The sequence below is a fragment of the Agromyces badenianii genome (assembly GCF_003070885.1).
Taxonomy (GTDB): domain Bacteria; phylum Actinomycetota; class Actinomycetes; order Actinomycetales; family Microbacteriaceae; genus Agromyces; species Agromyces badenianii.
Genome location: NZ_CP028913.1, coordinates 677,545 through 700,944, shown reverse-complemented (window position 1 = coordinate 700,944; position 23,400 = coordinate 677,545). Strand labels below are relative to the sequence as shown.

Below are 23,400 nucleotides of genomic sequence, written 5' to 3'. Positions count from 1 at the left end.
GCGCGAGCGGTTCAGTCGAGCGATCGGTCGGCGGATGCCGCGGCATCCGCTCGATCGGCGGCGCCGAGGTCGGCGACAGCCCCGAGCTCGGCGTCTGCCGCGTCGGCCTCTGCGAGCAGCTCGCGCACCCGGGGCACGACCTCTGTGGCGTACAGCTCGATCGAACGCATCATCGCCTCGTGCGGCAGCCCGCCGTTCGAGTACTTGAGGTCGAAACGGCTCGCCCCGATCGAGCGCATCGCGGCCGCGATCTTCACGGCGACCTTGTCGGGAGAGCCCGCGTAGAGCGCGCCGTTCGGGCCGGCCTCGTCTTCGAAGTGCTCCCTGCTGACCGGGCCCCAGCCGCGTTCGCGTCCGATGCGGTCGATGATGATCTTGTAGTGCGGCCAGAGCGTGTCGAGCGCCTCGGCATCGTCGTCGGCGATGAATCCGGGCGAGTGGATGGCGATGGGCTGCACCGGGTTTCCGAACTGCTCGAGCGCACGGCGGTAGAGGTCGGCGAGCGGGGCGAACCTGGCCGGGCTCCCGCCGATGATCGCGAGCACGAGCGGCAGGCCGTGGCGGGCGGCGCGCACGACGGATTCCGGGCTGCCGCCGACACCGACCCACGTCTTCAGCCGGCCGTGTTCGACCGGCGGGAACACGAGCTGATCGGTGAGCGGGGCTCGGAGGGCACCGGTCCAGGTGACCGGTTCCTGCGGGAGCAGGGCGGAGAAGAGGCCGAGCTTCTCCTCGAACAGCTCCTGGTACTGGTTCAGTTCGAAGCCGAAGAGCGGGAAGGACTCGATGAACGAGCCGCGTCCGAGGATGACCTCTGCGCGCCCGTTCGAGAGGGCGTCGAGGGTCGCGAAGCGCTGGAAGACCCGCACCGGGTCGTCGGAGCTCAGCACGGTGACCGCGGATCCGAGATGGATGCGCTCGGTGCGGCCGGCGATCGCGCCGAGCACGACCTCGGGCGCCGAGACGGCGAAGTCCTCGCGGTGATGCTCGCCGATGCCGAAGAAGTCGATGCCGAGCCGGTCGGCGAGCACCGCCTCCTCGACGACGTTCCGCAGCACCTGGGCGTGAGACAACGGGCTGCCGTCGGGCCCGATCGTCACGTCGCCGAACGTGTCGAGCCCGAATTCGTAGCGCTCAGCCATCTTTGCTTCCCTCTCGCGACACCATGCGACTGCATGCGACTCCATGCGTCTGCATGCACAAGGCGGAACCCCCGTGAGATCGAGACTATTCCCCCGCCGCCCCGCGGTCACCTGCATCCGGGGAATGCCCGCGCCGCGCCCCGCGTTCCCCTGCATGACGACGCATCGATCGAATGCGCCGATGAATGGGAGAATCGAAGCGTGACGGATCGGCCGGTCATCGGAATCTACGGAGCGGGCAAGGTGGGCACGGCCCTCGCCCGGCTGCTCGTCGCATCCGGGCACCGTGTGCTCATCTCGGGCTCACCGCGCCAGACCGCCCTCGACCTGCTCGTCAGGGTCGTCGCCCCCGGCGCCGAGGTGACCTCGCCCGACGCACTCGCGAGCACCGCCGACGTCATCGTCGTGGCCGTGCCGTTCGGCAAGGCCGGCACGGTGCCGTGGCCCGCGTTCGACGGCCGCATCGTCGTCGACGCGATGAACTACTGGCCACCCGTCGACGGCAACATCGCCGAGGTCGACGACGACCCGCGCACCACGAGCGAGATCAACGCCGCGCGCAACCCGCGCGCCCGCGTCGTGAAGTCGCTCAACCACCTCGGCTACCACGAGATGGAAGACGACAGCATGGTCGCCGGTTCGCCCTTGCGCCGGGCGCTCGCCGTCGTGGGCGACGACCCCGACGCCCGCGCCGTGGTGGCCGAGATCATCGACGACATCGGGTTCGACCCGGTCGACGGCGGCGAACTCGGGCACGGCCTCGCCCTCGAGCCAGGTCACCCCGCCTTCGGCCGCGAACTCTCCGCCGCCGAGCTCGCGGCGCTCCTGACCCCGGCCGCCCACCTCGCCGCATGAGCCGATGACGGATGCCGCGGGGCTGATCGCGACGCTCGAAGGGCTCGCGAGCGATGAGGAGCGCGAGAAGTACACGAAGTACTTCCCGACCGACCCCGATGCTCCCTTCATCGGGGTGCGCATGGGCGCGGTCTTCGACCTCGCGAAGACCGCGCTGGAACTGCCGGCAGCCGAACTCGAGGTGCTGCTCGCTCAGCCCACCCACGAGGTGCGCGCCCTCGCCTGCAGCATCATGGGCAAGTGCGCCGCACGGCCGAAGACCGCCGAGACCCGGCGCACCGAACTCTACGAGCTCTACCTCCGCCGGCACGACCGCATCGACCAGTGGGACCTCGTCGACCTCGCCGCGCGCGACGTCGTCGGCGGTCACCTGCTCGACCGTGATCGCTCCCCGCTCGCCCGGCTCGCGGCATCCTCGTTCTGGCCCGAGCGGCGCACCGCGCTCGTGGCGACCTTCGCCTTCCTTCGTCGCGGTGAGCTCGACGACGCGTTCGAGCTCGCCGAAACCCTCGCCGACGACCCCGAGCCGTTCGTGCAGAAGGCGCTCGGCTGGGTGCTCCGCGCCGCGGGCGATCTCGACCGCGTGCGGCTCACGGCGTACGTCGAACGGCACGCCGCCACGATGCCGCGGGTCGCGCTGCGCGCGGCGATCGAACACTACGACAAGCCCGAGCGCGCGAGGATCCTCGCGATCCGCTGACCCGGCGGCGTCTCAGCCGACCGCCGGCTCGGCGCCGCCGAGCGCGCTCCGCTGGCGGCGCCGCAGCCCGAGGTCGGCCACGCCGATCGCGAAGGCGATCGCGACGAGGATTGCGACGGCGAGCATGCCGATCCCGTACGCGTGGTGGTACACCGCGAGATCGGGGTTGCCGTCGGATTCCCGGAAGATCGTCGAGTAGAAGAGGGAGAGCGTGACCGCCGTGCCGATCGCGGTGCCGATGCGCTGGCCGAGCTGCCCGACGGAACCGGCCAGCCCGCCCTGCTTCACCGGGATGTCCATGAGCGTCAGCGTCTGGTTCGGCGAGACGACGAGACCGCCGCCGGCACCGCCGATCACCATTGCGCCCGCCATCGCCCACGGCGTCACCTCGGGCGGCGTCACGAGGGCGAACAGCACGAGCAGCCCGATGCCGACGAGCAGCAAGGCGAGGCCCCAGACGACGAGCGGCCGGCCGATGCGGTTCACGAGCGTGCCACCGACCCACGAGCCGACCGCGCTCATGAGCGCGAAGCCGATGCCCACCATGCCGGCGAAGACGGCCTCGAGGCCGAGGCCGTGCTGCAGGTACAGGGTCGTGAGCAAAAACATCGAGGGCATCGCGGCGAAGTACACGCTCGCGAGGGCCGTGCCGTTGCGGAACGAGCTCACGCCGAAGAGGCCGATCGGCACGAGCGGGTGCTTTCCGGATGCCGCGTACCGCCGCTCCCACGCGATGAACGCGGTGATCGCGAACACGAAGACGACGAGCACCCACCAGCGCGCGGGATTGTCGCTCGGCGAGCCCGTCGTGAAGAGGAAGGGCCACATGAGCGAGATCACCGTGACCGCGAAGAGCCCGACGCCGACGGGGTCGAGCGAGAGCGGCTTCTTCGACGGACGCCTCGTCACGGGCAGCAGCCAGATCGCGAGTGCGATCGCGGCGAGGGCGAGCGGCACGTTCATCCAGAAGATCCCGCGCCAGCCGTCTTCGGGGCCGCCGATCGCGATCATCAGCCCGCCGAGCGTCGGCCCGAAGGCCGTCGCCAGGCCGATCGTCGCGCCGAAGAGCCCGAAGGCCTTGCCGCGCTCCTTGCCGGTGAAGAGCTCCTGGATGATGCCGAGCACCTGCGGCATCTGGATGCCGGCTGCGACGCCCTGCAACAGGCGGGCGACGAGCAGGACGCCGACGTTCGGTGCGAGTGCGGCCGCGAGGCTCGTGAGCGCGAAGAGGCTGAGGCCGACGATGAAGAGCGTCTTGCGCGAGCGCTGGTCGCCGATGCGCCCGGCCGGCACGAGCGTCAGGCCGAAGGTCAGCACGTATCCGGCGACGATGAGCTGCAGCTCGGTCGAGCCGGCCCCGAAGGCGTCCTCGATGGCGGGCAGCCCCACATTGACCTTCGAGAGGTCGAGGATGGTGAGTGCGGCCACGGCGACACACACCCAGTAGGCGCGCCATCGGTGGCCTTCGGGCAGGGTGATCGACCGGGTCTCAGGCGCGTGCGACATCCGTTCAACCCTATGCCCGGTCGCGGAATGCACGGACCGTGCAACGATCCATGAATCAGGGACGAATTGCACTTGAGATGTGATCAAATATCTGATTAGACTCACTCGTGGCAGCTGCTCATAGGCGAGCAGCCCACCGCCTAGGAGGCCTAATGTCGTACCGCAAGTGCTTCGCCGCCCTGTCCATCCCCCTCGTCCTGGGTCTCGCCGCGTGCTCCTCAGAGGCGCCGGCGCCCGCCGAATCGTCGTCATTCGAAGGTGAGCGAGAGTCCGTCCGCTACCTCACCGGCTTCAACACGTTCGGCCGTGACGCCTACGTGTACGTCGCCGAGGAGCTCGGGTACTTCGACGAGGTCGGCATCGACATCACGATCGAGCCCGGGTCGGGCTCCGTCGACGTCATGAAACTCATCGCCAGCGGGAGCGCCGATTTCGGTCCCGTCGACTTCTCGGCCGCCGTCGTGACGGTGGCCAACGAAGATCTGCCCGTCACTGCCGTCGCGGCGATCCAGCAGCGCACGCTCGCCGCGATCGTGACGCTCGAGGGCTATGGCATCGAATCTCCGAAAGACCTCGAGGGCAAGACGATCGCCGACCAGCCCGGTTCGACGAACGAGGTCATCTTCCCGGCGTACGCCGAGAAGGCGGGAATCGACGCCTCCACCGTCTCGCACGTCCCGGCGGCGCCGCCGACCCTTCCCCAGGTGCTGGCGACGCACCAGGCGGACGCGATCGGACAGTTCGTCGTCGGTGAGCCGCTCATCGCCTCGGTCGCACAGGGACGCGACGTCGTGGTCCTCCCGTACGGCGACGAGCTGCCCGACCTCTACGGCACCGTGCTCATGACGTCCGACGAGATCGCCACCACCAACCCCGAACTCGTCGAGCGCTTCCGGACGGCGCTGCTGAAGGGCCTCGAGTACTCCATCGAGCACCCCGAAGAGAGCGGCGAGATCCTCAAGAAGTACCACCCCACCCAGGATGCGAAGGCGGCAGCAGCCGAGATCGAGCTCATGGCGCCGTTCGTACCGGGTGAGGGCGAGCTCGGATCCATGGATCCGGCCCGCGTCGACGTGGTCATCGAGACCCTGAGCGCTGCGATCACCGGCGACGTGACGGCCGAGGAGCTGGTCTCGTTCGATCTGCTTCCAGGAGCCGGGTCATGATTGACATCCACGACCTCACTCAGATCTTCGAGACCCGCACGGGCACCGTGCACGCGCTCGAGGGGATCGACCTCACGGTCGAGGAGAACGAGTTCGTCACCCTCGTCGGCCGTTCCGGTTGCGGAAAGTCGACACTGCTGAGGGCGATCTCGGGGCTGGTCCCCCCAACCGGAGGCAGGGTCGCCGTCGCCGGCGACCCGGTCTCCGGACCGCGACGCGACGTCAGCTTCATGTTCCAGCGCCCCGCCCTTCTCCCGTGGCGCTCCGTCATCGACAACGTGCTGCTGCCGGCCGAGATCTTGAAGCTCGACCGGCGTCAAAGCCGCGTGCGCGCAGAGGAACTGCTCACGCTCGCCGGCCTGGCGGGCTTCGAGAAGAAGCTCCCGCACGAGCTCTCGGGCGGAATGCAGCAGCGGGTCTCGCTGTGCCGGTCCTTGCTGCAGCGCCCCCAGGTGCTGCTGATGGACGAGCCGTTCTCGGCGCTCGACGCCTTGACGCGCGCCGAACTCTCCAATGAGTTGCAGCGCATCGTCGCGGACGAGAGCACCACCATCGTGTTCGTCACCCACTCCATCGACGAGGCCGTGCTGCTCGCGGATCGCGTCGTCGTCATGACGCCGCGTCCCGGGCGCATCCGGGAGATCGTGAAGGTCGACATCCCGCGCCCCCGCACACTCGGGCAGGGCGCGCACATCGAGGATGTCGCTCGGATCAGCGCCCGCTTGCACGACCTGCTCCACCCCACGAATGAAACGGCCGCAGCATGACTGTGACAGCTCGTACCCCCGTCGTCCCCAGCCGTGTCGTCCCCAACCGCGGCGCCGCGGTGCGGGCGGTGCTCCTGCCGCTGGCCGCCGTGGTGATCGCGATCGGCCTCTGGTGGGCCGCCACCGAGATCTTCGCGGTACCGGCGTTCATCGTCCCCGGCCCGCAGCTCGTCATCGAGACGCTGTTCGAGAACTTCGCGTTCTTGATGCAGCAGACGCTGGTGACGCTCCTCGAGACGGTCCTCGGCTTCCTGATCGCGATCGTGATCGGCGTTCCGCTTGCCATGGCGATCGCGCGCTCCAAGGTGCTCGAGCAGATGCTGTACCCCCTGCTGCTCGCGGTCAACTCCGTGCCGAAGGTGGCGATCGCCCCGATCCTGCTCGTCTGGATGGGGTTCGGCATCACGCCGAAGATCGTCATGGTCGTCCTCCTGTGCTTCTTCCCGATCGTGCTCTCGACGGTTTCGGGACTTCGGTCCACCCCGTCGGACCTGGTGGAGTTGACCGCATCGCTCTCGGCGCGACCGATCCAGGAGTTCACCAAGGTGCGCCTGTGGTGGGCGATGCCGCAGATCTTCGTCGGCCTGAAGAACGCGATCACGCTCGCCGTCATCGGTGCGGTGATCGGCGAGTTCGTCGGGGCGTCGTCGGGTCTCGGATTCGTCATCGTGCAGTCCGGTGCGAGCGCGAACATGGCGCTCGCCTTCTCGGCCATCCTGCTGCTCGCTATCATCAGCATCGCGTTGTTCTATATCTTGGTGCTCATCGAGAAGCGCTTGTTGCCGTGGGCGGAGGAGAACCGATGACGACCTTCCCTGGTGCGACACCGCCCGGCTTCGCTCCTCCGGGATCGAACCTGATCGGCCACCGCACGCTCGCCGATACCGTCGCCGAGGCCATTCACCTGGCCATCCTCCGAGGAGAGTACCCAGCAGGCACGTGGCTTCGCATCCAAGACCTCGCCTCGACCTACGAGACGAGTTCGATGCCGGTTCGCGAGGCGCTTCGACGGGTCGCGGCCCTCGGTCTGGTCGAAGTCGTCCCGCATCGCGGGGCACGCGTCGTCGAGCTCTCCGTCAGCGACCTCGAAGACACCTACCGCACCCGTCTCGTGCTCGAGAGGGCTCTGGTGGCCGAAGCCGCCAAGACGTTCTCGGCCGCGCATGAGAAGGAGGCCGCGCAGGCGCTCGAAGAGCATGAACGGTTCATCGAAGCCGGCAACGTCGATGCGGCGAGACGCGCGCACACGGCCTTCCACTTCGCCATCTATCGCGCGTCCGGAGCTCGGTGGCTGCTGAGATCACTCGAGCCGGTCTGGCAGAACAGCGAGCGGTATCGCTTCGCGTCTCCGACCGATCCCGGCGCACGCCGCCGGACCCATGAAGAACATGACGAGATCCTTCAAGCCTGTTCCTCGCACGATGTCGAGCGAGCACAGCAGGCCGTACAGGTGCACCTCAACGCGGCGATGCAGCGCATCAACACCGCGATGAGCTCCTGACACGAGCGCGAGTCCGGCTCCGCTTCGACCACCTCCGTGATCACATATCAGATTTGGTGACCATGATTTCCTCTACGCAAGATCCGATCTGGCTTCGGGAGACGACCGCGGCCGTCTTCGAGGCGGCCGGAGTCGCCCCCGACGACGCCCGGTTCGTCGCGGACTCGCTCGTCGCCGCCGACGAAGCAGGCGTGCCATCGCACGGGGTGATGCTCGTTCCGATGTACGTCGACCGCCTGCGGCGGGGGTCGGTGGCGGCGACCGACGTGACCGCGGTCGTCGCCGACGACGGCGCCACGGCGGTGCTGGATGCCGGTCACTCGCTCGGGCAGCTCAGCGCCCGGCGCGCGATGGACCTCGCCATCGAGAAGGCCGAGCGCTTCGGCATCGGCGTGGTCACCGTGCGCCACGCGTTCCATTTCGGCCGAGCGTCGCAGTACGCGGATCGCGCTGCGGCACGCGGGATGATCGGCATCGCCGCATCGAACACCCGCCCGATGATGCCGGCTCCCGGCGGCGCAGAACCCGTCGTCGGAAACAACCCGTTCGCCGTCGCCGTTCCGGGTGACGACGAGCGGAGCTTCACGCTCGACATGGCGCTCTCCGAGGTCGCACTCGGCAAGATCCGGATGGCTGCCTCCTCTGGTTCCGCCATCCCGGAACATTGGGCCACCGATCGCGACGGCAATCCGACCACCGACGCACATGCGGCGATCGATGGGATGCTGCTGCCCGCAGGCGGCCCGAAGGGCTTCGGCCTCGCCCTGGTCGTGGAGATCCTCACGGGGGTGCTCTCGGGGGGCGCTGTCAGCCACGAGGTGCGGGGGTTGTACGCCGACACCGCCGCGCCGAACGACTCCGCGCAGTTCTTCCTCGCCATCGACGTGAACCGGTTCCTCCCGGCCGCGAGCTTCACCGACGGCCTGAGCCGGCTCGTCGATCCGATCCTGGCGGCCGGCGTGCACACCGACGCGCCGCCCCGTCTGCCGGGCCACGGTGCACGGGCTGCGGCCCGTCGGGCCAACGGTGCCGGGGTGGCCGTGAGCGCCCGGGTGCTCGATGACCTCATCGCCACCGCCACCGCCGTCGGGGCGACCGTCCCAGCCCCTCCGTCAGGAGGACGAGCATGAGCACCGCTCCTGCATCCGATGCAACCACTCTGACGGGCTCCTCCAGTCCCGTGACCCTTCGTACTCAAGGAGTTGACATGCCCACACACGCTTCCGCTGACTCGTCCCCTCTCGATGACGCCCCCACCGCCCAGCCCGTCGTCATCGTGGGTGCCGGGCCGGTCGGGCTCATCACGGCCCTCGGACTGATCTCGCACGGCATCCCCGTCGTGGTGCTCGAGGACGATGCCGAGCTCTCGCGCCAGACCAAGGCCGGCACCGTGCTGACCCGTACGCTCGAGGTGCTGCATCGATACGATGCCCTCACTCCGGTGCTGCGCGAGTCCATGCGGATCGACGAGATCGGCGACATCGAGCGATCCACCGGCGACGCGCGATTCTCGGTGCGAACCGACACCCTCGCTGCGGACACGCGGTTCCCCTTCGTCATCAACATCCCCCAGAACGCGCTCGAAGAGCAGCTGTACGGGGAGCTCCGCTCGCGAGTGCCCGACGCGGTTCGCCTGCGGCACCGAGTCGTCGGATTCGACCAGCACGCGGACAGCGTCACGCTGCAGATCGAGAGCCCCGGCGGCACGTACGAGATGGAGGCGCGGTACGTGCTCGCGTGCGACGGCGGACGCTCGACGATCCGCTCGCTCCTCGGCATCCCCGTCGAGGGCAAGACGCTCGAGGTGCGCTACATGCTCGTCGACCTGAAGGTCGACCTCGATGTCGACAACCCCCGGGACTACCCCTACCTGGCCTACTTCTCGGATCCGCAGGAATGGATGATCCTGGTTCGTCAACCGCACTGCTGGCGCTTCCTCTTCCCGCTGCCGCAGGACGAGACCGAACCGACGCTCGAGGAGCTGCGCGAGAAGGCCCTGCACTTCATCGGGGATGTCGACAAGGTGGACGTGGTCGGGACGAACATCTACTCGGTGCACCTGCGCATGGCGCAGCGCTGGCGTGAAGACCGCGTGTTCCTCATGGGAGATGCCGCCCACCTCATCACGCCCATGTGGGCACTGGGTCTGAACACCGGAGTGCTCGACGCGTCGAACATGGCCTGGCGCCTCGCCTGGGTGCTGCGCGGATGGGCGGATCCGGGCCTGCTGGACGCCTACGAACGCGAACAGTCGATCGTCGCCTCGAGCGGATCCGCCCAGATGGCCGAGCTCGCCCGCGCAGCGATGGAAGGGTCCGACGACGGCGTGAGGACTCGCGCCGATTGGGGCCACGCGATGACTCGGACCCTGCTCGGGGTTCGGCTCGACGTGAACGGCACCGGCGAATGGTCGATGTCACCCGACAGCGAGGAGCCCTCGCCGATCCGGGTGGGCGACCGCATCCCCGACGGCACGGTCTTCGGCCCGGAAGGCGGACACGTCTACGTGCACGACCTCGCGGCGGACTCCTTCGTCGCCCTGACCTTCACCGACGCCCGGCGACGCCCGACGCTGCCCGCCCCGACGACACCGGGGCTCAAGCACTGGATCGTCAGCCGTTGGGACGCCCCTCACGACTCCGGCCTCCGCGGCCGTTCGCTGTTCGACCCGGGAGACGCGTACCGCGACCGCCTCGGCGTCTCGAACGACACCGTCGTGCTCGTTCGACCCGACGGCCACGTCGCGGCGATCCTTCCGCGCGACAGCTCGGTCGAGCGCGTCTATCGGAGCATCGTGCGCCCGGGATCGCTCCGCGGCGACGACGACAGCGGAAACGGAACCGAGGAGGAATAGACCATGCACGGAGAGAGAGTCGTGGCGCCCGACGGCACCGAAGTGACGCTCGTCGGCATCGGCACGCACATGCTGCGCGATTCCGATCGCCTGCGCGTCTGGGACGTGCGTCTCGGGCCCGGGGGGCATCACCCGTGGCATCTGCACCGCAACCCCTATGTGGTCCTGTCGATCATCGGATCCACCGGCCGCATGGACTGGCTCGACGGCAGTCCGTCGCGGAACATCTCGGAGTACGACGGTGGAGCGGTGTTCCGGCCGGTCTCGCCGGTGCACTGCCTGACCAACACCGGGTCGGGACGGTATCGAAACCGGCTCATCGAGCTGAAATCGCTCGGCGAGGCGTCGGCGACCGGCCTGGTCGACGTCGGCGACGGTGCTCGCAGCGTCGAGGGAGTGCTCCCCGAGAACGCGCCGGAGACGACCGACGGTCGCCGCCCGGTGCTCGTCACCGACTTCGTTCGCGTGTGGACGATCGAGATCGCAGGAGGCGACACCGCGCAGATCTCGGGCGACGACGCGCCGCACCTGGTCGTGGAATTCGACGGCGACCTGGAGGACGACGCACTCACCACGTCGATCCGCGAGGTGGAGAGCGGCACGTTCTCGATCGTCAACGAGGCCGCGCGCCCGCGCGCGTGGTTCGTCGTCGCGCTCGACTATCTCGCGGCGGACTCGTCCACCCGTGACATCCCGGCCCAGGAGGAGCAGCAGTCATGACCGACGACGCCGGCGACCAGCTCGTGCCGACACCGCCGCGACCGCCGTCGATCGACGCGGCGGAATGGCAGGAGAACCTCTCGGAGCCCGCCCGCTACGGCGGCGAGGCGCCCGACCGCTCACGGGAGCGGACAGCCCAGACCGACGATGGCGAGGCAGCCCACCGCTTCCGCGAGATCCTCGTTCAGACCGGGGACCTCGACTGGGTCGACAAGACGCTCGAAGGCCTCAGCCAGAAGGCGCTCTGGCGCAACGAAGACACGGGCGCGTCGATCACGCTCGTCCGGTTCCTCAAGGGGTCGGGCATCCCGTCGCGGCACTCGCACGCATCGAACCAGTTCATGTTCTGCCTGGCGGGGCGGTACACGTACCTGCCGACCGACATCACGCTGACGCCCGGGTCCTTCTACTGGAACCCCCGCGGCAGCCTGCACGGACCGACCTTCGCGGAAGAGGACACCGTGCTTCTCGAGGTCTACGACGGGCCGCACTACCCGACGCAGCCCAGCTGGTACACCGACCCACAAGACGCTCGCTGATCGCGAGCGAGAGGAGATCACTCATGTCGAAGTCAGAAGTCCGCTCAGCCGCACTGGCGCAGCCCAACGGTCATTTCGCACAGGCGACGAGCGCACGAGCCGAAGGAACCCTCGTCTTCATCTCGGGCATGACGGCGCGCAACGTGCACGGCGGCGTCACCGGGGTCGGCGACATCACCGCCCAGACGCACCAGGTGTGCCAGAACCTCTCGGCTGCCGTCGAGGCCGCGGGCGGAACGCTCGACGACATCGCACGGGTCGACGTCTACGTTCGCAACATGGAGGACTTCGAGGCGATCCACGCCGTGCGTCGCCAGTACTTCACGGGTGTGGCACCGGCGTCGACGATGGTCGAGGTCTCGAAGTTCGTCAACAAGGACTATCTGATCGAGATCAACGCGATCGCCGTCATCTCAGAGAACCGCGCATGAGAATCGGTCGAGCGCGGCACGACGGCGTCGTGCGCACCTTCGCCGTCACCGAGGACGGGTACGTCCTGCTGCCGCTCGGCGCGCCGACACCCGACGACCTCGTGCGTCTGCCTGCTGTGCGCACCGCGCTCGACGAGGCGATCGCCGCGGGCGTTCCGGTCGACTCGGACGACCTCGAGATCCTCAGCCCGATCACCAGGTTCAACCGGGACATCCTCTGCACCGGATGGAACTACTGGGACCACTTCGAGGAATCGAAGGGCAAACGCGAGGGACAGGACCCTGCCGACCGTCCGCTCCATCCGACCTTCTTCACGAAGGGACCCGGCACGGTCCTCGGGCCGGTGGATCCGGTGCCGTGGGATCCCGAGCTCTCCGAGAAGTGGGACTACGAGGTCGAACTCGCCCTCGTCATCGGCACGGACGGCCGCTCGATCCCCGAGGATCGCGCGCTCGATCACATCGCGGGACTCCTGGTCGCCAACGACGTCTCGCAGCGCGACCTGCAGCGGGCGCACGGCGGGCAGTGGCTGAAGGGCAAGAGCATCGACGGCTCGCTCCCCCTCGGGCCGTGGCTGACGACGGTCGACGAAGTCGACCTCGACGCAGGGCTGGAGCTCGAGTTCTCGCTGAACGGCGAGCGGTTGCAGGCCGCGAGCACGAGCCAGATGGCATTCTCCATTCCTCGGATCATCAGCGAGCTCAGCCGCGGCATGACGCTCCGCGCCGGGGACGTCATCCTCACCGGGACGCCGTCCGGAATCGGGAACGCTCGCGAACCCCAGATCTTCCTCAAGGACGGCGACGTGCTCGTGTCGTCGGTGAGCGGACTGGGCGCCCTGCGAAACGTGATCACCCGTGCGTCGCTCACCGAGTACGTGACGGGCGGTGTGCAGTGACGGGCACCGACGTCCACACGCACCTCGTTCCCACGGTCGGCGCCGCGGACGCCGCTGCGGCGGGGCTCTCGGTCGACGCGAACGGCCGTCTGCTCGTGGCGGATCATGCCGCGGGGCCCGCCGTCATCTACCGGCCCGACGCCCTCGCGGCGTGGCTCGACACCGCCGGCCTGGATCGTGCGCTCGTCTCCATCCCGCCTCCCCTCTACCGGCAGGGGCTCGACGAACCCTCGGCCCGTTCGTGGGCTCGATCGGTGAACGATGCCCTCTTCGCGCAACTCGTGGAACACCCGCGACTGGACGCACTCGGATACCTTCCCTTCGAGCACCCCGAGGTCGCTCGAGAAGAGCTCGACCGCCTCGCGGCGTCGGAACACCCTGTCGGGTTCACCGCGGCCGCCGGCGGAAGGTCGGTCTCGCTCGCGGATCCTCGGCTGCGACCCGTCTGGAGTCGACTGGTGGAGCTCGACATTCCGTTGCTGCTGCACCCGGGAGGAAGCCCCGACACGCGGTTGGACGACGCGTACCTTCACAATCTCATCGGCAATCCCCACGAGACCGCCATCGCCGCCTCGCAGCTCCTTCTGGGTGAGGTGCTCTCGTCGTACCCCGGACTTCGGATCGCACTCGTCCACGGCGGCGGCACCCTGCCCGCGCTGCTCGGCAGGCTTCAGCAGGGTGTGCGCTCCCGCAGGCCGGGGGTGCCCGAGGACATCGACCTCCGCGCGCAGGCGCGCGGGCTGTGGAGCGACTGCCTCACGCACGACGAAGGCGCACTCAGGCTGGCTGCCGGAGTGTTCGGAACGGACCACCTGCTCCTGGGTTCGGATTGGCCGTTTCCGATGGGGTACGACGATCCACTCGCCCATGCTCGGGATGCGATCCCCGAGCACGCCTCGCGCATCGCGGGGACGAATGCCGACGACTACCTCGGCCACCGACTGTCGCGCGGCTCGGCGTAAGCCGGGCCACGAACACGTCCACCTGATGGTGGGCGTGTCCGCGCGCGATCCAACGCCGAAAGGCAAGCAAATTGAAAGGCAAGGAAATGCTGGCAAACACTGTCCCGGCAGGGCTCCAGATCGACTGGACGCACATGATCACCTACAACACCATCATGTCGGTCGCTGCGGGTGCCGGCCTGCTGACGATCGTCTGGTTCGGCTGGTCCCTCACCCGGACCGCTGCACCCATTCGGGCTGATGCATGGTCGCTCTCGTTCGCCGTTCCGGGCGTGATCCTGTTCGCAACCGGCCTCCACATGACGCTCACGTGGCCGTTCGCGACGTACTTCCCCTTCGACAACATCATCTTCGGTGAGACGAGCCTCGGCTTCGGTGTCCTCCTTCTCGCGGCGGCGTTCTACCTCTGGCGCCGGCGAGACGAGATCGCCGACTCCGGGAACGCGGCGGGTACCGTCGCGGCGGCGTTCCGGCCCCTCTCGATCTTCATCATCGGAATGGGTCTGTCGCTGATCGCGATCGCGTTCGCGGGCGTCATCTTCCAGCTCTTCGCCGCCCCGCCGGAGGAGCCCATCTCGGGTTCGCTCTCGAACTACCCGTGGATCGAGACGTTGTTCATGTCGGCGTTGTTCGCGGGCGTCGGTCTCGGTGCCGTGCTGTTCCCCTTCACCCTCCGCTCGGTCGAAGACCGCCGCCCGACCACGCTGCTCCAGCGGGTCGTGGCACTCGTCTGGGCGCTCACGGGCCTCGCCTTCCTGCTCTTCGGCGCCCTCAACTTCTTCACGCACATCGGGCTCATCATCAACACCATGGGGTGACCCGCGGCACCCGGCTGCGACCGAGGAATCGAGTCACTGCCGGGACCCTCAGGAGCGTCGAGTTGGGCGATGAGATCGCCCGACTCGACGCTGTCGTTTTCGGCGCGAGACGAGCGAGGCGACTCCGCGCGGGGGAATCAAGCTTCGCGCATCGGGCACGGCGAGATCGTGAACCGTTTGGTGGACCCAGGGGGATTCGAACCCCCGACCTTCTCATTGCGAACGAGACGCGCTACCAACTGCGCCATGGGCCCGAGCGAGAACGAGCCTATCATCTCGCGAACGGTGGCTCAGACCAGCGCCGCCGTCAGCCGGCCTGGCGGCGACGGCGCAGCACGGCGTCGAGATCCTCGAAGCCTGGCTGAGCATCGTCGATGATCCCCATGCTGGAATACGGGCTCGCAGCGGCGGTACCGCGCTCTGCCGCGGGCTGCCGAGCTCGGTAGCCGGATGCCACGGTCGCCACCGCCGGTGTGATGGCGGGCACCTCGGGCTCGAGCTCAGCCGCCCGTCGCGCGATGTCGTCGCCGATCTCGGCTCGCTTCAGCTCTGCCGCCGCTTCGATGGAGGCCATCGCCGTGGCGGCGATCGTGCCGCGCGAGAGGTGCAGCGGCCGAGGCAGCGGTCGCGGCATCCAGCCATCGGCCGGCGAGTCGGCCTCGGCGAGCTCGATCGGCTCGAGCGGACGCTCCTCGACCGGAGCTGCGGGCAGCGCCGCCGAGGCCACGACCGGGCGCACCCGAGCGAGCCTGGCCACGCCGGCGATCGCCACCACGACACCGAGGGCCCCGGCCACCGGCACGATGAGCGGCGCGCCGAACGCGGCGGCGATGCCACCCGCGATGACCGCGATCAGTGAGACGAGCAGCACGAGCGAGCAGAGGGCGCGCTTGCGTCGAAGGGTGCGCCGCGACGTGGCGGATGCCGCGGTGCCCGTGCGAGCCGCAGGGCGGGTCGCTCCGACCGCGGCCCCGTGCACGACGGCGATCGGTTCGGTGACGGTGGCGCGCACCGCGGCCACGCGTTGGCGTGCGGCATCCGCTGCATGTTCAGCGGCGCGACGCTCGGCGTACGCCTCCTGCTCGGCCGCCTCTGCCGCCAAGCGGGCCGTCGCCTCGCGCTGCTGGAGGATGCGCTGCTGCGCGGCCACCTCGCGAGCCGTCGCCTCGACCCGCACCGGCTCGGGCGTCTCGGCGGTCTCCGCGAGGATGCGGAGGGTCTGCTGGAGTCGCACGGCGTTGCGCTCGGTCGCGAGGTACTGACGACGTCGCAGCCAGTTCGGCAGGAGGTACGCGATCCACAGCGCGGCGGCCACAGCCACCAGCAGCCCCCCACCGATCACGTCCATGGGACAACGCTAGGTCACTGCCCGCCATTGGCCGTGCTCGACGCCCGCGTGTTCACCGATCGGGCAGCGGGAGAGGGTGCGCGGATGCCGCACGGTCTTCGGCGTTGACCCGTGCGAGCCCCTCGGGCACGCGGCCGTCCTGCCACCGTCGGAGCACCCCCTGAGGCACCTCTTCGGACACCAGCGCGAACGCGAAGTGGTCGCTCCACGCACCGTTGATGTGGATGAAGCGCCGCCGGAGCCCCTCGTACCGGAAGCCGAGCTTCTCGACCACCCGAAGCGACGGTCCGTTCTCGGGACGGATGCAGATCTCCATGCGGTGCAACCGCAGCACGCCGAAGCAGTAGTCGGTCGCGAGCGCGACGGCGGTCGGGATGATGCCTCGCCCCGCGACGTCGTGCGCGACCCAGTAGCCGATCGTCGCCGAGGAGAGCGAACCGAAGGTGATCGACGAGACGTTCAGCTGACCGACGAGCCGACCGTCGACCTCGACGATGAAGGGAAGGGCATGGCCGGTGCGGGCGTGCGCCAGCAGGTTGCGGATGCTGGAACGGGTGTCGATGACCGACCCGCCGCCCGGATACGTCGCCTCCCACTGGCGGAGCCAGCCGCGATTGGCGAGCAGCACGCGCTCGAGGGGTTTCGCGTCGCGCACTCGGATCGGTCGCAGCGTGACGTCGCCGTCGCGCAGGGTGGGAACGGCGACTGCGGGCATGCTCAGACTGTATCGAGTCCTGCCGCGTACTCGACGAGCCACGGGCGCAGTTCGGGTCCGAGGTCGTCACGGTCGGCGGCGAGCTGGATGACGGCCTTGATGTAGTCGAGCTTGTCGCCCGTGTCGTAGCGCCGACCGCGGAAGATGACCCCGTAGACGCCGCCCGTGCCCTCGACGTCGCTCGCCATGGTCATGAGGGCATCGGTCAGCTGGATCTCGCCGCCCTTGCCGGGCGGGGTCTGCTCGAGGATGTCGAAGACCTCGGGCTTCAGCACGTACCGGCCGATGACGGCGTAGTTGGACGGTGCGACCTCTTTCGCCGGCTTCTCGACCATGCCGGTGATGCGCACGACATCGGGGTCGTCGGTCGGCTCGACCGCGGCGGCGCCGTAGAGGTGGATCGAATCGGGGTCGACCTCGAGCAGCGCGACGATCGAGGCATCCCTCGCCCCCTGCTCGTCGAGCATTCGAGTGAGCAGGATGTCGCGGGCGTCGATGATGTCGTCGCCGAGCAGCACGGCGAAGGGCTCCTGGCCGACGTGCATCTTCGCCCGGTGCACGGCGTGGCCGAGACCGAGCGGGTCGCCCTGGCGCACGTAGTGCACGTCGGCGAGCTGGGTCGACTCGTTGACCTTCGCGAGCTTGGCCGTGTCGCCCTTCGCCTCGAGCGTGGCCTCGAGCTCGGCCACGCGGTCGAAGTGGTTCTCGAGCGCGTTCTTGTTGCGACCGGTCACCATGAGGATGTCGGTGAGCCCCGCCTCCACGGCCTCTTCGACGACGTACTGGATGGCCGGCTTGTCGACCACCGGCAGCATCTCCTTCGGCATCGCCTTCGTCGCCGGGAGGAATCGCGTTCCGAGCCCGGCCGCGGGAATGACTGCCTTAGTGATCCGTTGGCTCATGAGATTCAGCGTAACGGTCGATGCGGCCGAGCACGCGGAGGCCGGAACGCGCGGTGCCGCATCCGCCTAGGATGTGTGCCATGCCCGAGGATCCGGATGTCCAGAAGCGCGTGCTCCGCGCCGAGCTCCGCGAGCGTCGGCAGAACATGTCGGCCCGTGAACGGGAACTGGCGACCGAGGGCATCACAGCCCGTCTTGAAGAGCTCATCGGTTCGACCGAGGCGACGAGCCTGTCGTGCTACCTCTCGATGCCGACGGAGCCCGACACGCGGCCGTTCGTGAGCTGGGCGGAGGCCCGCGGCATCCGCGTGCTGTTCCCGGTCACGCGTGAAGACGGCCTGCTCGACTGGACCGTCGGCGAAGAGGAGACCGAGACCCTCGGCCTCTTCGGCGCCCCCGAAGCGGTGGGCGAGCTGCTCGGGCCGATGGCGATCAACGACGTCGACCTCATCGTCGTGCCGGCCGCGGCCATCGACGCGACGGGCATGCGGCTCGGCTGGGGACGGGGCTATTTCGACAAGACCCTCGGTTCGATGGGAAAATGTCCTCCGGTGTACGCCGTGGTCTTCGACAGCGAGTTCGTCGAGACCGTGCCGCGTGAGGTGCACGATCAGCCCGTCAACGGCGTCGTGACACCCACGCGCATCATCGCGTTCTGACCGGCTCCTGCCGGCGCGTCGCCCGAAATCGGAAGAAGCTCCATGCCCACCTATTCGTACCGTTGCACCGAGTGCGACAACGCCTTCGACATCCACCAGGCATTCACCGACGACACGTTGACGGTCTGCGAGGTGTGCGGCGGCAAGCTGCGCAAGCTCTTCAACACGATCGGCGTGACCTTCAACGGCTCCGGCTTCTACCGCACCGACTCGCGCGGCGGCTCGCCGGAGTCGAAGAAGTCGAGCGACTCGGGCTCCTCCTCCGGGTCGTCGAGCTCCGGGTCGTCGAGCTCCGGGTCGTCGAGCTCCGGGTCGTCGAGCTCGGGGTCGTCGAGCACCGGGTCGTCGAAGTCCTCCGGTTCGGGATCATCCGGCGGCGGTTCCTCAGCCGGCGGAAGTTCGTCGGCTAGCGTGGCATAGGTCGCCGAGTGGGCGACACGAGCCGAGGAGGGGCAGTGCTCAAGGGTTTTCGGGATTTCATCATGCGGGGCAACGTCATCGATCTCGCCGTCGCGGTCGTCATCGGCGCCGCGTTCACGGCGGTCGTCAACTCGCTGGTGACCAACATCTTCGACCCGCTGATCGGCGCCATCTTCAAGGCCGACAGCCTCGACGGCGCGTTCGTGTGGAAGATCCCGACGGTCGACGGCAGCTTCGCCGAGGTGAAGTTCGGGGCGGTCATCGGCGCGGTCCTCACCTTCGTGATCGTCGCCGCCGTCGTGTACTTCGTCTTCGTGCTGCCGATCAACACCATGAAGAAGCACGCCGAAGATCGTCTGAAGCGCGGCGGATCTGCCGATGCGGGCGAGCCCGAAGCCGAGACCGAACTCGTGCTCCTCGGCCAGATCCGCGACCTGCTCGTCGAGCAGCGCGGCGCAGTGGGCGAGCCCGTGGGCGGCAAGCACCAGCAACTCTGAGCGTGCAGCTCAGCCCCAGTGCGGGGGCCGTTCGCGGCTGATGCGGTCATCGTCGGCGGATGCCGCGCGCTTCCGCTTCGGCGGAGCGGCCTCGTCGTCGCCCGGCACGGGCCGCTCCGGTGACGGGTCGGAACCCGGTGCCGGCGTGAGCCGCGCCCGGCGCGCCCGACCCCCGGCGCGTTCGACGCGCTGACGTGGTTCCTCGGTCATCGGCGTGCGGCCGCGGCATCCGCCGGTCGATCGACCTCGGGCCGGCCGAGCAGTGACGCGACGCGCGAGGCCACCGCATCGGGATCGCCGAACAGTTCGAAGCTGTGCACCCGCAGGTAGTGCCAGCCAAGCCGGCGCAGCACGTCGGGACGCAGCCGCAGCGATTCGCGCAGGCTGAGTCCGGCGAGCGAATCGTCGGTCTCGACGACGACGGCCTTGCCGGCGTTCGCTGCCGCGAGGGCGAGACGGCCACGGTGCCCGACGCTCACCCGGATGCCGCGCCGCTCGAGCCGCGCGGCGAGGTCGTGCAGCATCGAGCTCGCCTCACCGGTCGCCCCTGGGCCTGCTGCGCGCTCCTCGGTCTGCGAGAGCACGTTCGCGAGGGCGAGCACGCCGTGGCTCTGGCGGTCTTCGTCGATGTCTTCGGGCCGGAACGCCGAGACGAGGTCCATCGAACGCCGGGCCCTGGTCATGCCGACGGCGAGCAGGCGATCGCCCCCGGGCTCGCCGAGCGAGCCGAAGTTCGAGAGCAGGCGTCCGTGCGGGGTGCGGCCGTATCCGACGGAGAAGATCACCCGATCGCGGCTCTGGGCGACGGCCTGCTCGAGCGTGAGCACCGTGAACGGCTCGGCGCGATCCTTCAGGATGAAGTCGGAGAGGTCGGTGCGCTTGGCGAAGGCCGCGAGCACCGACTGGTGCACTCGGGCCGCGTGCTTCGTGCTCGCGGTGATCACCATGAGCGACTCGCGCGGGCGCTTGACGGCGTGCTCCATGACGAGTTCGACGACCTTGGCGACCTCGGAGTCGATCGACTCGACGGTGCCCGTGACGGAGTCGGGCAGGCCGTTGCCGGTGACGTAGTGCAGACCGAGGCTGCCATGGCCGAGGAAGCTGCCAGCCCACGGCAGTGAGACGATGCGGCCGGCGTAGAAGCGGTTGTTGACGAGCTCGGCGAGGTCTTCGCCGCCCGCACGATAGCTTCGCGTCAGGGTGAGCGTCGGCAACAGCTCGCCGAGACGGGCGAGCGCAGAGTCCGCGTGCAGGGCGTCGACCCCGTGCTCGGTCACCGGAGCCCCCGACTGCTCGACGTCGTCGATGCCGGCCTCGAAGAGCGTCGGCGTCTGGGTGACGGGATCGCCGAACGCGACGACCTGCTTCGCCCGCCGGATCGCGCCGAGGTTCTCGGCGATGCTCGTGGCCCCGGCGTCGACGAGGATCACGGTGTCGAACACGATCGAGTCGTCGATCGCGGCGACGTCGTAGGGCGAGGCCAGCCACACCGGCGCAAGCGCACGGAAGAGGTGCGGCGTCTCGGCGTGCAGCGCCTCGGGGCGCACGCGGTCGCCACGGAGCATCCGCTTCAGCCGGCCCGCCTCGTCGGGGTGGTCGACGAGCGCGACCTTCCAGTTCTCGGCGAGGCGCCACGCGAGCTGAGGGCCCGCTGCCGAGGCATGCGCCTCGTCGACGAGCCGGAAGTCGCCCTCGAGCCGGTCGAGCACGGTCGTGTTGGCACCGAGCAGCGCCTTCTCGCTCGCCAGCACCGACTCGAGCACCGACTGCCACCAGGCGAGCTCGAGCTCGGCGGCGACGGCGCGCTCGGGCACGTGGCGCTTGGCGAGGTCGAGCAGCAGCGGGTCGAGGCCGAGGTCGCGGAGTCGGCCGAGCACCGCGGTGCGTTCCTGCAGGTTGGTGAGCACCTCGGACTCGGCGGCGAGTCCGGCGAGCGTCGAGGTGAGCTCTCGAACCGGTCTCGCGGCGAGCTGCCGGGGCGTGCCGACGATGCCGAGCGGCGCGTCGAGCGCGGCGAGGTCGGTCGCGACGTGCTGGTAGGCGACGTGCACGTCGTCGATGCCGACCGGCACGCCGGGGATCGCGCCCGCTTCGGAGTAGCGCTGCCAGAGCGTGCGCTGCTGCTGGATGCCGCGGAGCGCCGCGTTGAGATCGGAGACGTGCACGCCGGGCCGCACGAACTCGAGCGCGTGCCGGCGCAGACGACGACGGTTGGCGCCCGACATGCCGGGCGAGTCACGGCGCGACGAGGTCGCCGCGATGAGCTCGCCGAGCGGCCGGTCGAAGACGGAGGGCTGGAAGCGGTCGAGCGTCTCGCGCACGTCGAGCAGCAATCGCAGGAACACGCCGAGCTCGGCAACCGACTCGAACTCGCGCAGGCGGGTCTGGGCGATCAGGGCGCGGCCGCGGCCGAGCAGTCGGGGCAGTTCGGCCGTCGAGAGTCGTTTCGCGAGGTCGTGCGCACCCGTCGCCTCGGCGGAGGAGGTGAACGAGGCGCCGTACCACGGCGAATCGCCGGGGCCGTAGCGGAACTCGCCGAGTTCGGCGGCGCGGGCGAGGTCGCGTGCGACGTCGTCGCGGCCGTCGGCGAGCGCCACGAGTGCCGCATGGTCGAGTCGCGCCGTCGTCGAGGGCGACTCGGGCGCGAGCGCGAGCCGGGCGAGTTCGCCGAGCGCGTCGAGCACCGAGACGCGCAGCTCGGGGTCTCGGCGGGTGAGCGCCGTGCGATAGTCGAGCAGCACCTTGCGGAGGCGCACGAGCGCGTCGTCGACATCGGCCACCCGCGGGCGCTCGGCCTTCTCATTGCGCGAGATCGATTGGATGAGTTCGCGGCGGAGGCCGGCGGTCGTCACGGCGGCGCCGCCGAGCCCGACCTGGCCGAGGCGGTGCGCGATGCCGTCGAGACTCGCCCGTCGCGCCCCGACGACGAGCACGCGCTTGTCTTTGGCGACGAGCGCGCCGATCGCGTTCACGATCGTCTGCGTGCCGCCGGTGCCGGGCAGCGTCTTCACGACGACCGAGGTGCCGGTCTCGATCTCGGCGACGACCTGCTCCTGCTCGGGGTCGGCGTCGAGCAGCAGCGTGTCGGTCGACGGCGGCCGCACGTCTTGCGACACCGGCCGGACGCGCTCACCGGTCGCGGCGAGGACGGCCGCCCGTGACGCCGGATTGCCGGCGATCGCATCGATCACGGGGTGGTCGAGCCTCGCGGCATCCGTCACCATCGCCGGGCCGACCTCGGCGAACGAGGAGACGACGAGCCGCGGCGCCACGTGGAACCACGGCAGATGGCTCGTGAGGCCGCGGAGCCGGTCGATCACCGGTTGCGGCTTGAAGACGCCGTTCGTGATCGCGAGCGCGACGAAGGCCTCGGCGTCGAGGGTGATCTGGAACTGCTCGCGGAGCTCGCGGGCGAGGGCGGGGTTCAGGAACGGCTGGCCCTTGAGCTTCAGCTCGAAATCGCGCCCGTAGCGGCGGATGGCGAGCGGGCGCAGCAGCACCGGGGCGAGGAACTCCTCGCCGGCGTTGCGCCAGGAGGCGAGGCCGATCGCGAGGTGCACCGACTCGATGCCCCGCACGGAGCGCAGCTCGATGCCCTTCTGGGTGATCTCGGCGGCGGCGAGCCTGGCGTTGCGGAGGGCGAGCTCGTCGCGGATCAGGCTCGAGAGCAGCGTGGACTTGCCCGTGATGAACTGGGGCAGTCCGCCGGGGTGCGTGGTCGAGAGTTCGATCCGCGTGCGCGGGGTGTCGACGAAGCGGGCGAGCGGTGAGCGGCCCCCGACGGCGGCGAGCTCGGCGTGCCAGCGCCGCCAGGCGGGCTCGGCGACGTTGCCCGCGACCAGGTCCGGGTCGCCGAGGCTGAGGCCGTTGGGGCTCGTGATGTCGTGTCGCATGTGATCCGGTGTCAGTTGTTCGGCGGCAGCGTCGGTCTCGGGGTCGAGGATGTCCTCCTCGTCGTGATTCCGATCGAGCCGCCGCACATCGACACCATACGTGGTA

General features: G+C 69.3%; 24 protein-coding genes, 1 tRNA gene and 1 pseudogene. 17 read left to right on the top strand and 9 right to left on the bottom strand.

Going from position 1 to position 23,400, the window contains the following annotated elements; all coding sequences use genetic code 11:
* Window positions 1–11 precede the first annotated feature (11 nt).
* A complete protein-coding gene (locus tag DCE93_RS03380; RefSeq protein WP_108594639.1) occupies window positions 12–1,142 on the bottom strand; it encodes an LLM class flavin-dependent oxidoreductase in 1,131 nt (376 codons plus the stop codon).
* Between the two features lie 201 nt (window positions 1,143–1,343).
* Between DCE93_RS03380 and DCE93_RS03375 the strand changes: the two genes are divergently transcribed.
* Both DCE93_RS03375 and DCE93_RS03370 read left to right on the top strand, forming a co-directional pair.
* On the top strand, window positions 1,344–1,997 hold the full coding sequence (locus DCE93_RS03375) for an NADPH-dependent F420 reductase (RefSeq protein ID WP_205647465.1): 654 nt from the start codon (window positions 1,344–1,346) through the stop codon (window positions 1,995–1,997).
* 4 nt (window positions 1,998–2,001) lie between these two features.
* On the top strand, window positions 2,002–2,697 hold the full coding sequence (locus DCE93_RS03370) for a DNA alkylation repair protein (RefSeq protein ID WP_108594637.1): 696 nt from the start codon (window positions 2,002–2,004) through the stop codon (window positions 2,695–2,697).
* 12 nt (window positions 2,698–2,709) lie between these two features.
* Here DCE93_RS03370 and DCE93_RS03365 read toward each other — a convergent pair whose 3' ends face one another.
* Window positions 2,710–4,203: an MFS transporter gene (locus DCE93_RS03365; protein ID WP_108594636.1), complete on the bottom strand. Its 1,494-nt coding sequence runs from the start codon at window positions 4,201–4,203 to the stop codon at window positions 2,710–2,712.
* Window positions 4,204–4,355: 152 nt separating this feature from the next.
* Between DCE93_RS03365 and DCE93_RS03360 the strand changes: the two genes are divergently transcribed.
* From DCE93_RS03360 to DCE93_RS03305, 12 genes are all read left to right on the top strand, one after another.
* Window positions 4,356–5,369, top strand: coding sequence for an ABC transporter substrate-binding protein (locus tag DCE93_RS03360; RefSeq protein ID WP_108594635.1), 1,014 nt, complete (start codon window positions 4,356–4,358; stop codon window positions 5,367–5,369).
* Window positions 5,366–6,136, top strand: a complete 771-nt coding sequence (locus tag DCE93_RS03355; protein ID WP_108594634.1) for an ABC transporter ATP-binding protein — start codon at window positions 5,366–5,368, stop codon at window positions 6,134–6,136. Before DCE93_RS03360 ends, DCE93_RS03355 begins: the two co-directional genes overlap by 4 nt.
* A complete protein-coding gene (locus tag DCE93_RS03350; protein WP_108594633.1) occupies window positions 6,133–6,942 on the top strand; it encodes an ABC transporter permease in 810 nt (269 codons plus the stop codon). Before DCE93_RS03355 ends, DCE93_RS03350 begins: the two co-directional genes overlap by 4 nt.
* On the top strand, window positions 6,939–7,637 hold the full coding sequence (locus tag DCE93_RS03345; RefSeq protein ID WP_108594632.1) for a GntR family transcriptional regulator: 699 nt from the start codon (window positions 6,939–6,941) through the stop codon (window positions 7,635–7,637). The genes DCE93_RS03350 and DCE93_RS03345 overlap by 4 nt, the downstream gene beginning before the upstream one ends.
* Before the next feature lie 62 nt (window positions 7,638–7,699).
* On the top strand, window positions 7,700–8,767 hold the full coding sequence (locus DCE93_RS03340; protein WP_108594631.1) for an Ldh family oxidoreductase: 1,068 nt from the start codon (window positions 7,700–7,702) through the stop codon (window positions 8,765–8,767).
* Between the two features lie 77 nt (window positions 8,768–8,844).
* Window positions 8,845–10,491, top strand: a complete 1,647-nt coding sequence (locus tag DCE93_RS03335) for an FAD-dependent monooxygenase (RefSeq protein ID WP_108594630.1) — start codon at window positions 8,845–8,847, stop codon at window positions 10,489–10,491.
* A 3-nt stretch (window positions 10,492–10,494) separates the two neighbouring features.
* On the top strand, window positions 10,495–11,211 hold the full coding sequence (locus tag DCE93_RS03330) for a cupin domain-containing protein (RefSeq protein ID WP_108594629.1): 717 nt from the start codon (window positions 10,495–10,497) through the stop codon (window positions 11,209–11,211).
* The gene (locus DCE93_RS03325) at window positions 11,208–11,750 is read left to right on the top strand and encodes a cupin domain-containing protein (protein ID WP_108594628.1); all 543 of its coding nucleotides are present in this window, start codon (window positions 11,208–11,210) and stop codon (window positions 11,748–11,750) included. The genes DCE93_RS03330 and DCE93_RS03325 overlap by 4 nt, the downstream gene beginning before the upstream one ends.
* 23 nt (window positions 11,751–11,773) lie before the next feature.
* On the top strand, window positions 11,774–12,181 hold the full coding sequence (locus tag DCE93_RS03320; protein WP_108594627.1) for a RidA family protein: 408 nt from the start codon (window positions 11,774–11,776) through the stop codon (window positions 12,179–12,181).
* Window positions 12,178–13,080 carry a fumarylacetoacetate hydrolase family protein gene (locus DCE93_RS03315; RefSeq protein ID WP_108594626.1) on the top strand — a complete coding sequence of 301 codons (903 nt, stop codon included), beginning with the start codon at window positions 12,178–12,180 and terminating at the stop codon, window positions 13,078–13,080. Before DCE93_RS03320 ends, DCE93_RS03315 begins: the two co-directional genes overlap by 4 nt.
* Window positions 13,077–14,042: an amidohydrolase family protein gene (locus DCE93_RS03310; RefSeq protein WP_108594625.1), complete on the top strand. Its 966-nt coding sequence runs from the start codon at window positions 13,077–13,079 to the stop codon at window positions 14,040–14,042. Before DCE93_RS03315 ends, DCE93_RS03310 begins: the two co-directional genes overlap by 4 nt.
* Window positions 14,043–14,128: 86 nt before the next feature.
* Window positions 14,129–14,860 (top strand): DUF981 domain-containing protein, encoded by a 732-nt coding sequence (locus DCE93_RS03305; protein WP_235825301.1) that lies wholly within the window; start codon window positions 14,129–14,131, stop codon window positions 14,858–14,860.
* 178 nt (window positions 14,861–15,038) lie between these two features.
* On the opposite strand, the gene DCE93_RS03300 is transcribed toward DCE93_RS03305, so the two are convergent.
* The 4 genes from DCE93_RS03300 to galU all read right to left on the bottom strand — a co-directional run bounded on the left by DCE93_RS03300 (window position 15,039) and on the right by galU (window position 17,825).
* Window positions 15,039–15,114 (bottom strand) — tRNA-Ala (locus DCE93_RS03300).
* Between the two features lie 53 nt (window positions 15,115–15,167).
* The gene (locus DCE93_RS03295) at window positions 15,168–16,208 is read right to left on the bottom strand and encodes a hypothetical protein (RefSeq protein ID WP_108594623.1); all 1,041 of its coding nucleotides are present in this window, start codon (window positions 16,206–16,208) and stop codon (window positions 15,168–15,170) included.
* 52 nt (window positions 16,209–16,260) lie between these two features.
* Window positions 16,261–16,923 (bottom strand): GNAT family N-acetyltransferase, encoded by a 663-nt coding sequence (locus DCE93_RS03290; protein ID WP_108594622.1) that lies wholly within the window; start codon window positions 16,921–16,923, stop codon window positions 16,261–16,263.
* Window positions 16,924–16,925: 2 nt separating this feature from the next.
* A complete protein-coding gene (gene galU / locus DCE93_RS03285; protein ID WP_108594621.1) occupies window positions 16,926–17,825 on the bottom strand; it encodes a UTP--glucose-1-phosphate uridylyltransferase GalU in 900 nt (299 codons plus the stop codon).
* A gap of 80 nt (window positions 17,826–17,905) precedes the next feature.
* Here galU and DCE93_RS03280 point away from each other — a divergent pair, with 80 nt between their 5' ends.
* Window positions 17,906–18,484 carry a 5-formyltetrahydrofolate cyclo-ligase gene (locus DCE93_RS03280; RefSeq protein ID WP_108594620.1) on the top strand — a complete coding sequence of 193 codons (579 nt, stop codon included), beginning with the start codon at window positions 17,906–17,908 and terminating at the stop codon, window positions 18,482–18,484.
* Between the two features lie 42 nt (window positions 18,485–18,526).
* Window positions 18,527–18,619 (top strand): annotated as a pseudogene (locus DCE93_RS14965) (FmdB family zinc ribbon protein); the annotation flags it as partial.
* A gap of 62 nt (window positions 18,620–18,681) precedes the next feature.
* Here DCE93_RS14965 and DCE93_RS14960 read toward each other — a convergent pair.
* Entirely contained in the window at window positions 18,682–18,822 is a 141-nt protein-coding gene (locus tag DCE93_RS14960) for a hypothetical protein (protein ID WP_338027626.1), read from the bottom strand.
* Window positions 18,823–18,966: 144 nt separating this feature from the next.
* Here DCE93_RS14960 and mscL point away from each other — a divergent pair, with 144 nt between their 5' ends.
* Window positions 18,967–19,401, top strand: a complete 435-nt coding sequence (gene mscL / locus DCE93_RS03270) for a large conductance mechanosensitive channel protein MscL (RefSeq protein ID WP_420836962.1) — start codon at window positions 18,967–18,969, stop codon at window positions 19,399–19,401.
* A gap of 9 nt (window positions 19,402–19,410) precedes the next feature.
* Here mscL and DCE93_RS03265 read toward each other — a convergent pair whose 3' ends face one another.
* Together DCE93_RS03265 and DCE93_RS03260 are read right to left on the bottom strand one after the other, a co-directional pair.
* On the bottom strand, window positions 19,411–19,611 hold the full coding sequence (locus tag DCE93_RS03265; protein WP_108594617.1) for a hypothetical protein: 201 nt from the start codon (window positions 19,609–19,611) through the stop codon (window positions 19,411–19,413).
* Window positions 19,608–23,381: an AAA family ATPase gene (locus DCE93_RS03260; RefSeq protein ID WP_420836961.1), complete on the bottom strand. Its 3,774-nt coding sequence runs from the start codon at window positions 23,379–23,381 to the stop codon at window positions 19,608–19,610. The genes DCE93_RS03265 and DCE93_RS03260 overlap by 4 nt, the downstream gene beginning before the upstream one ends.
* Window positions 23,382–23,400 lie beyond the last annotated feature (19 nt).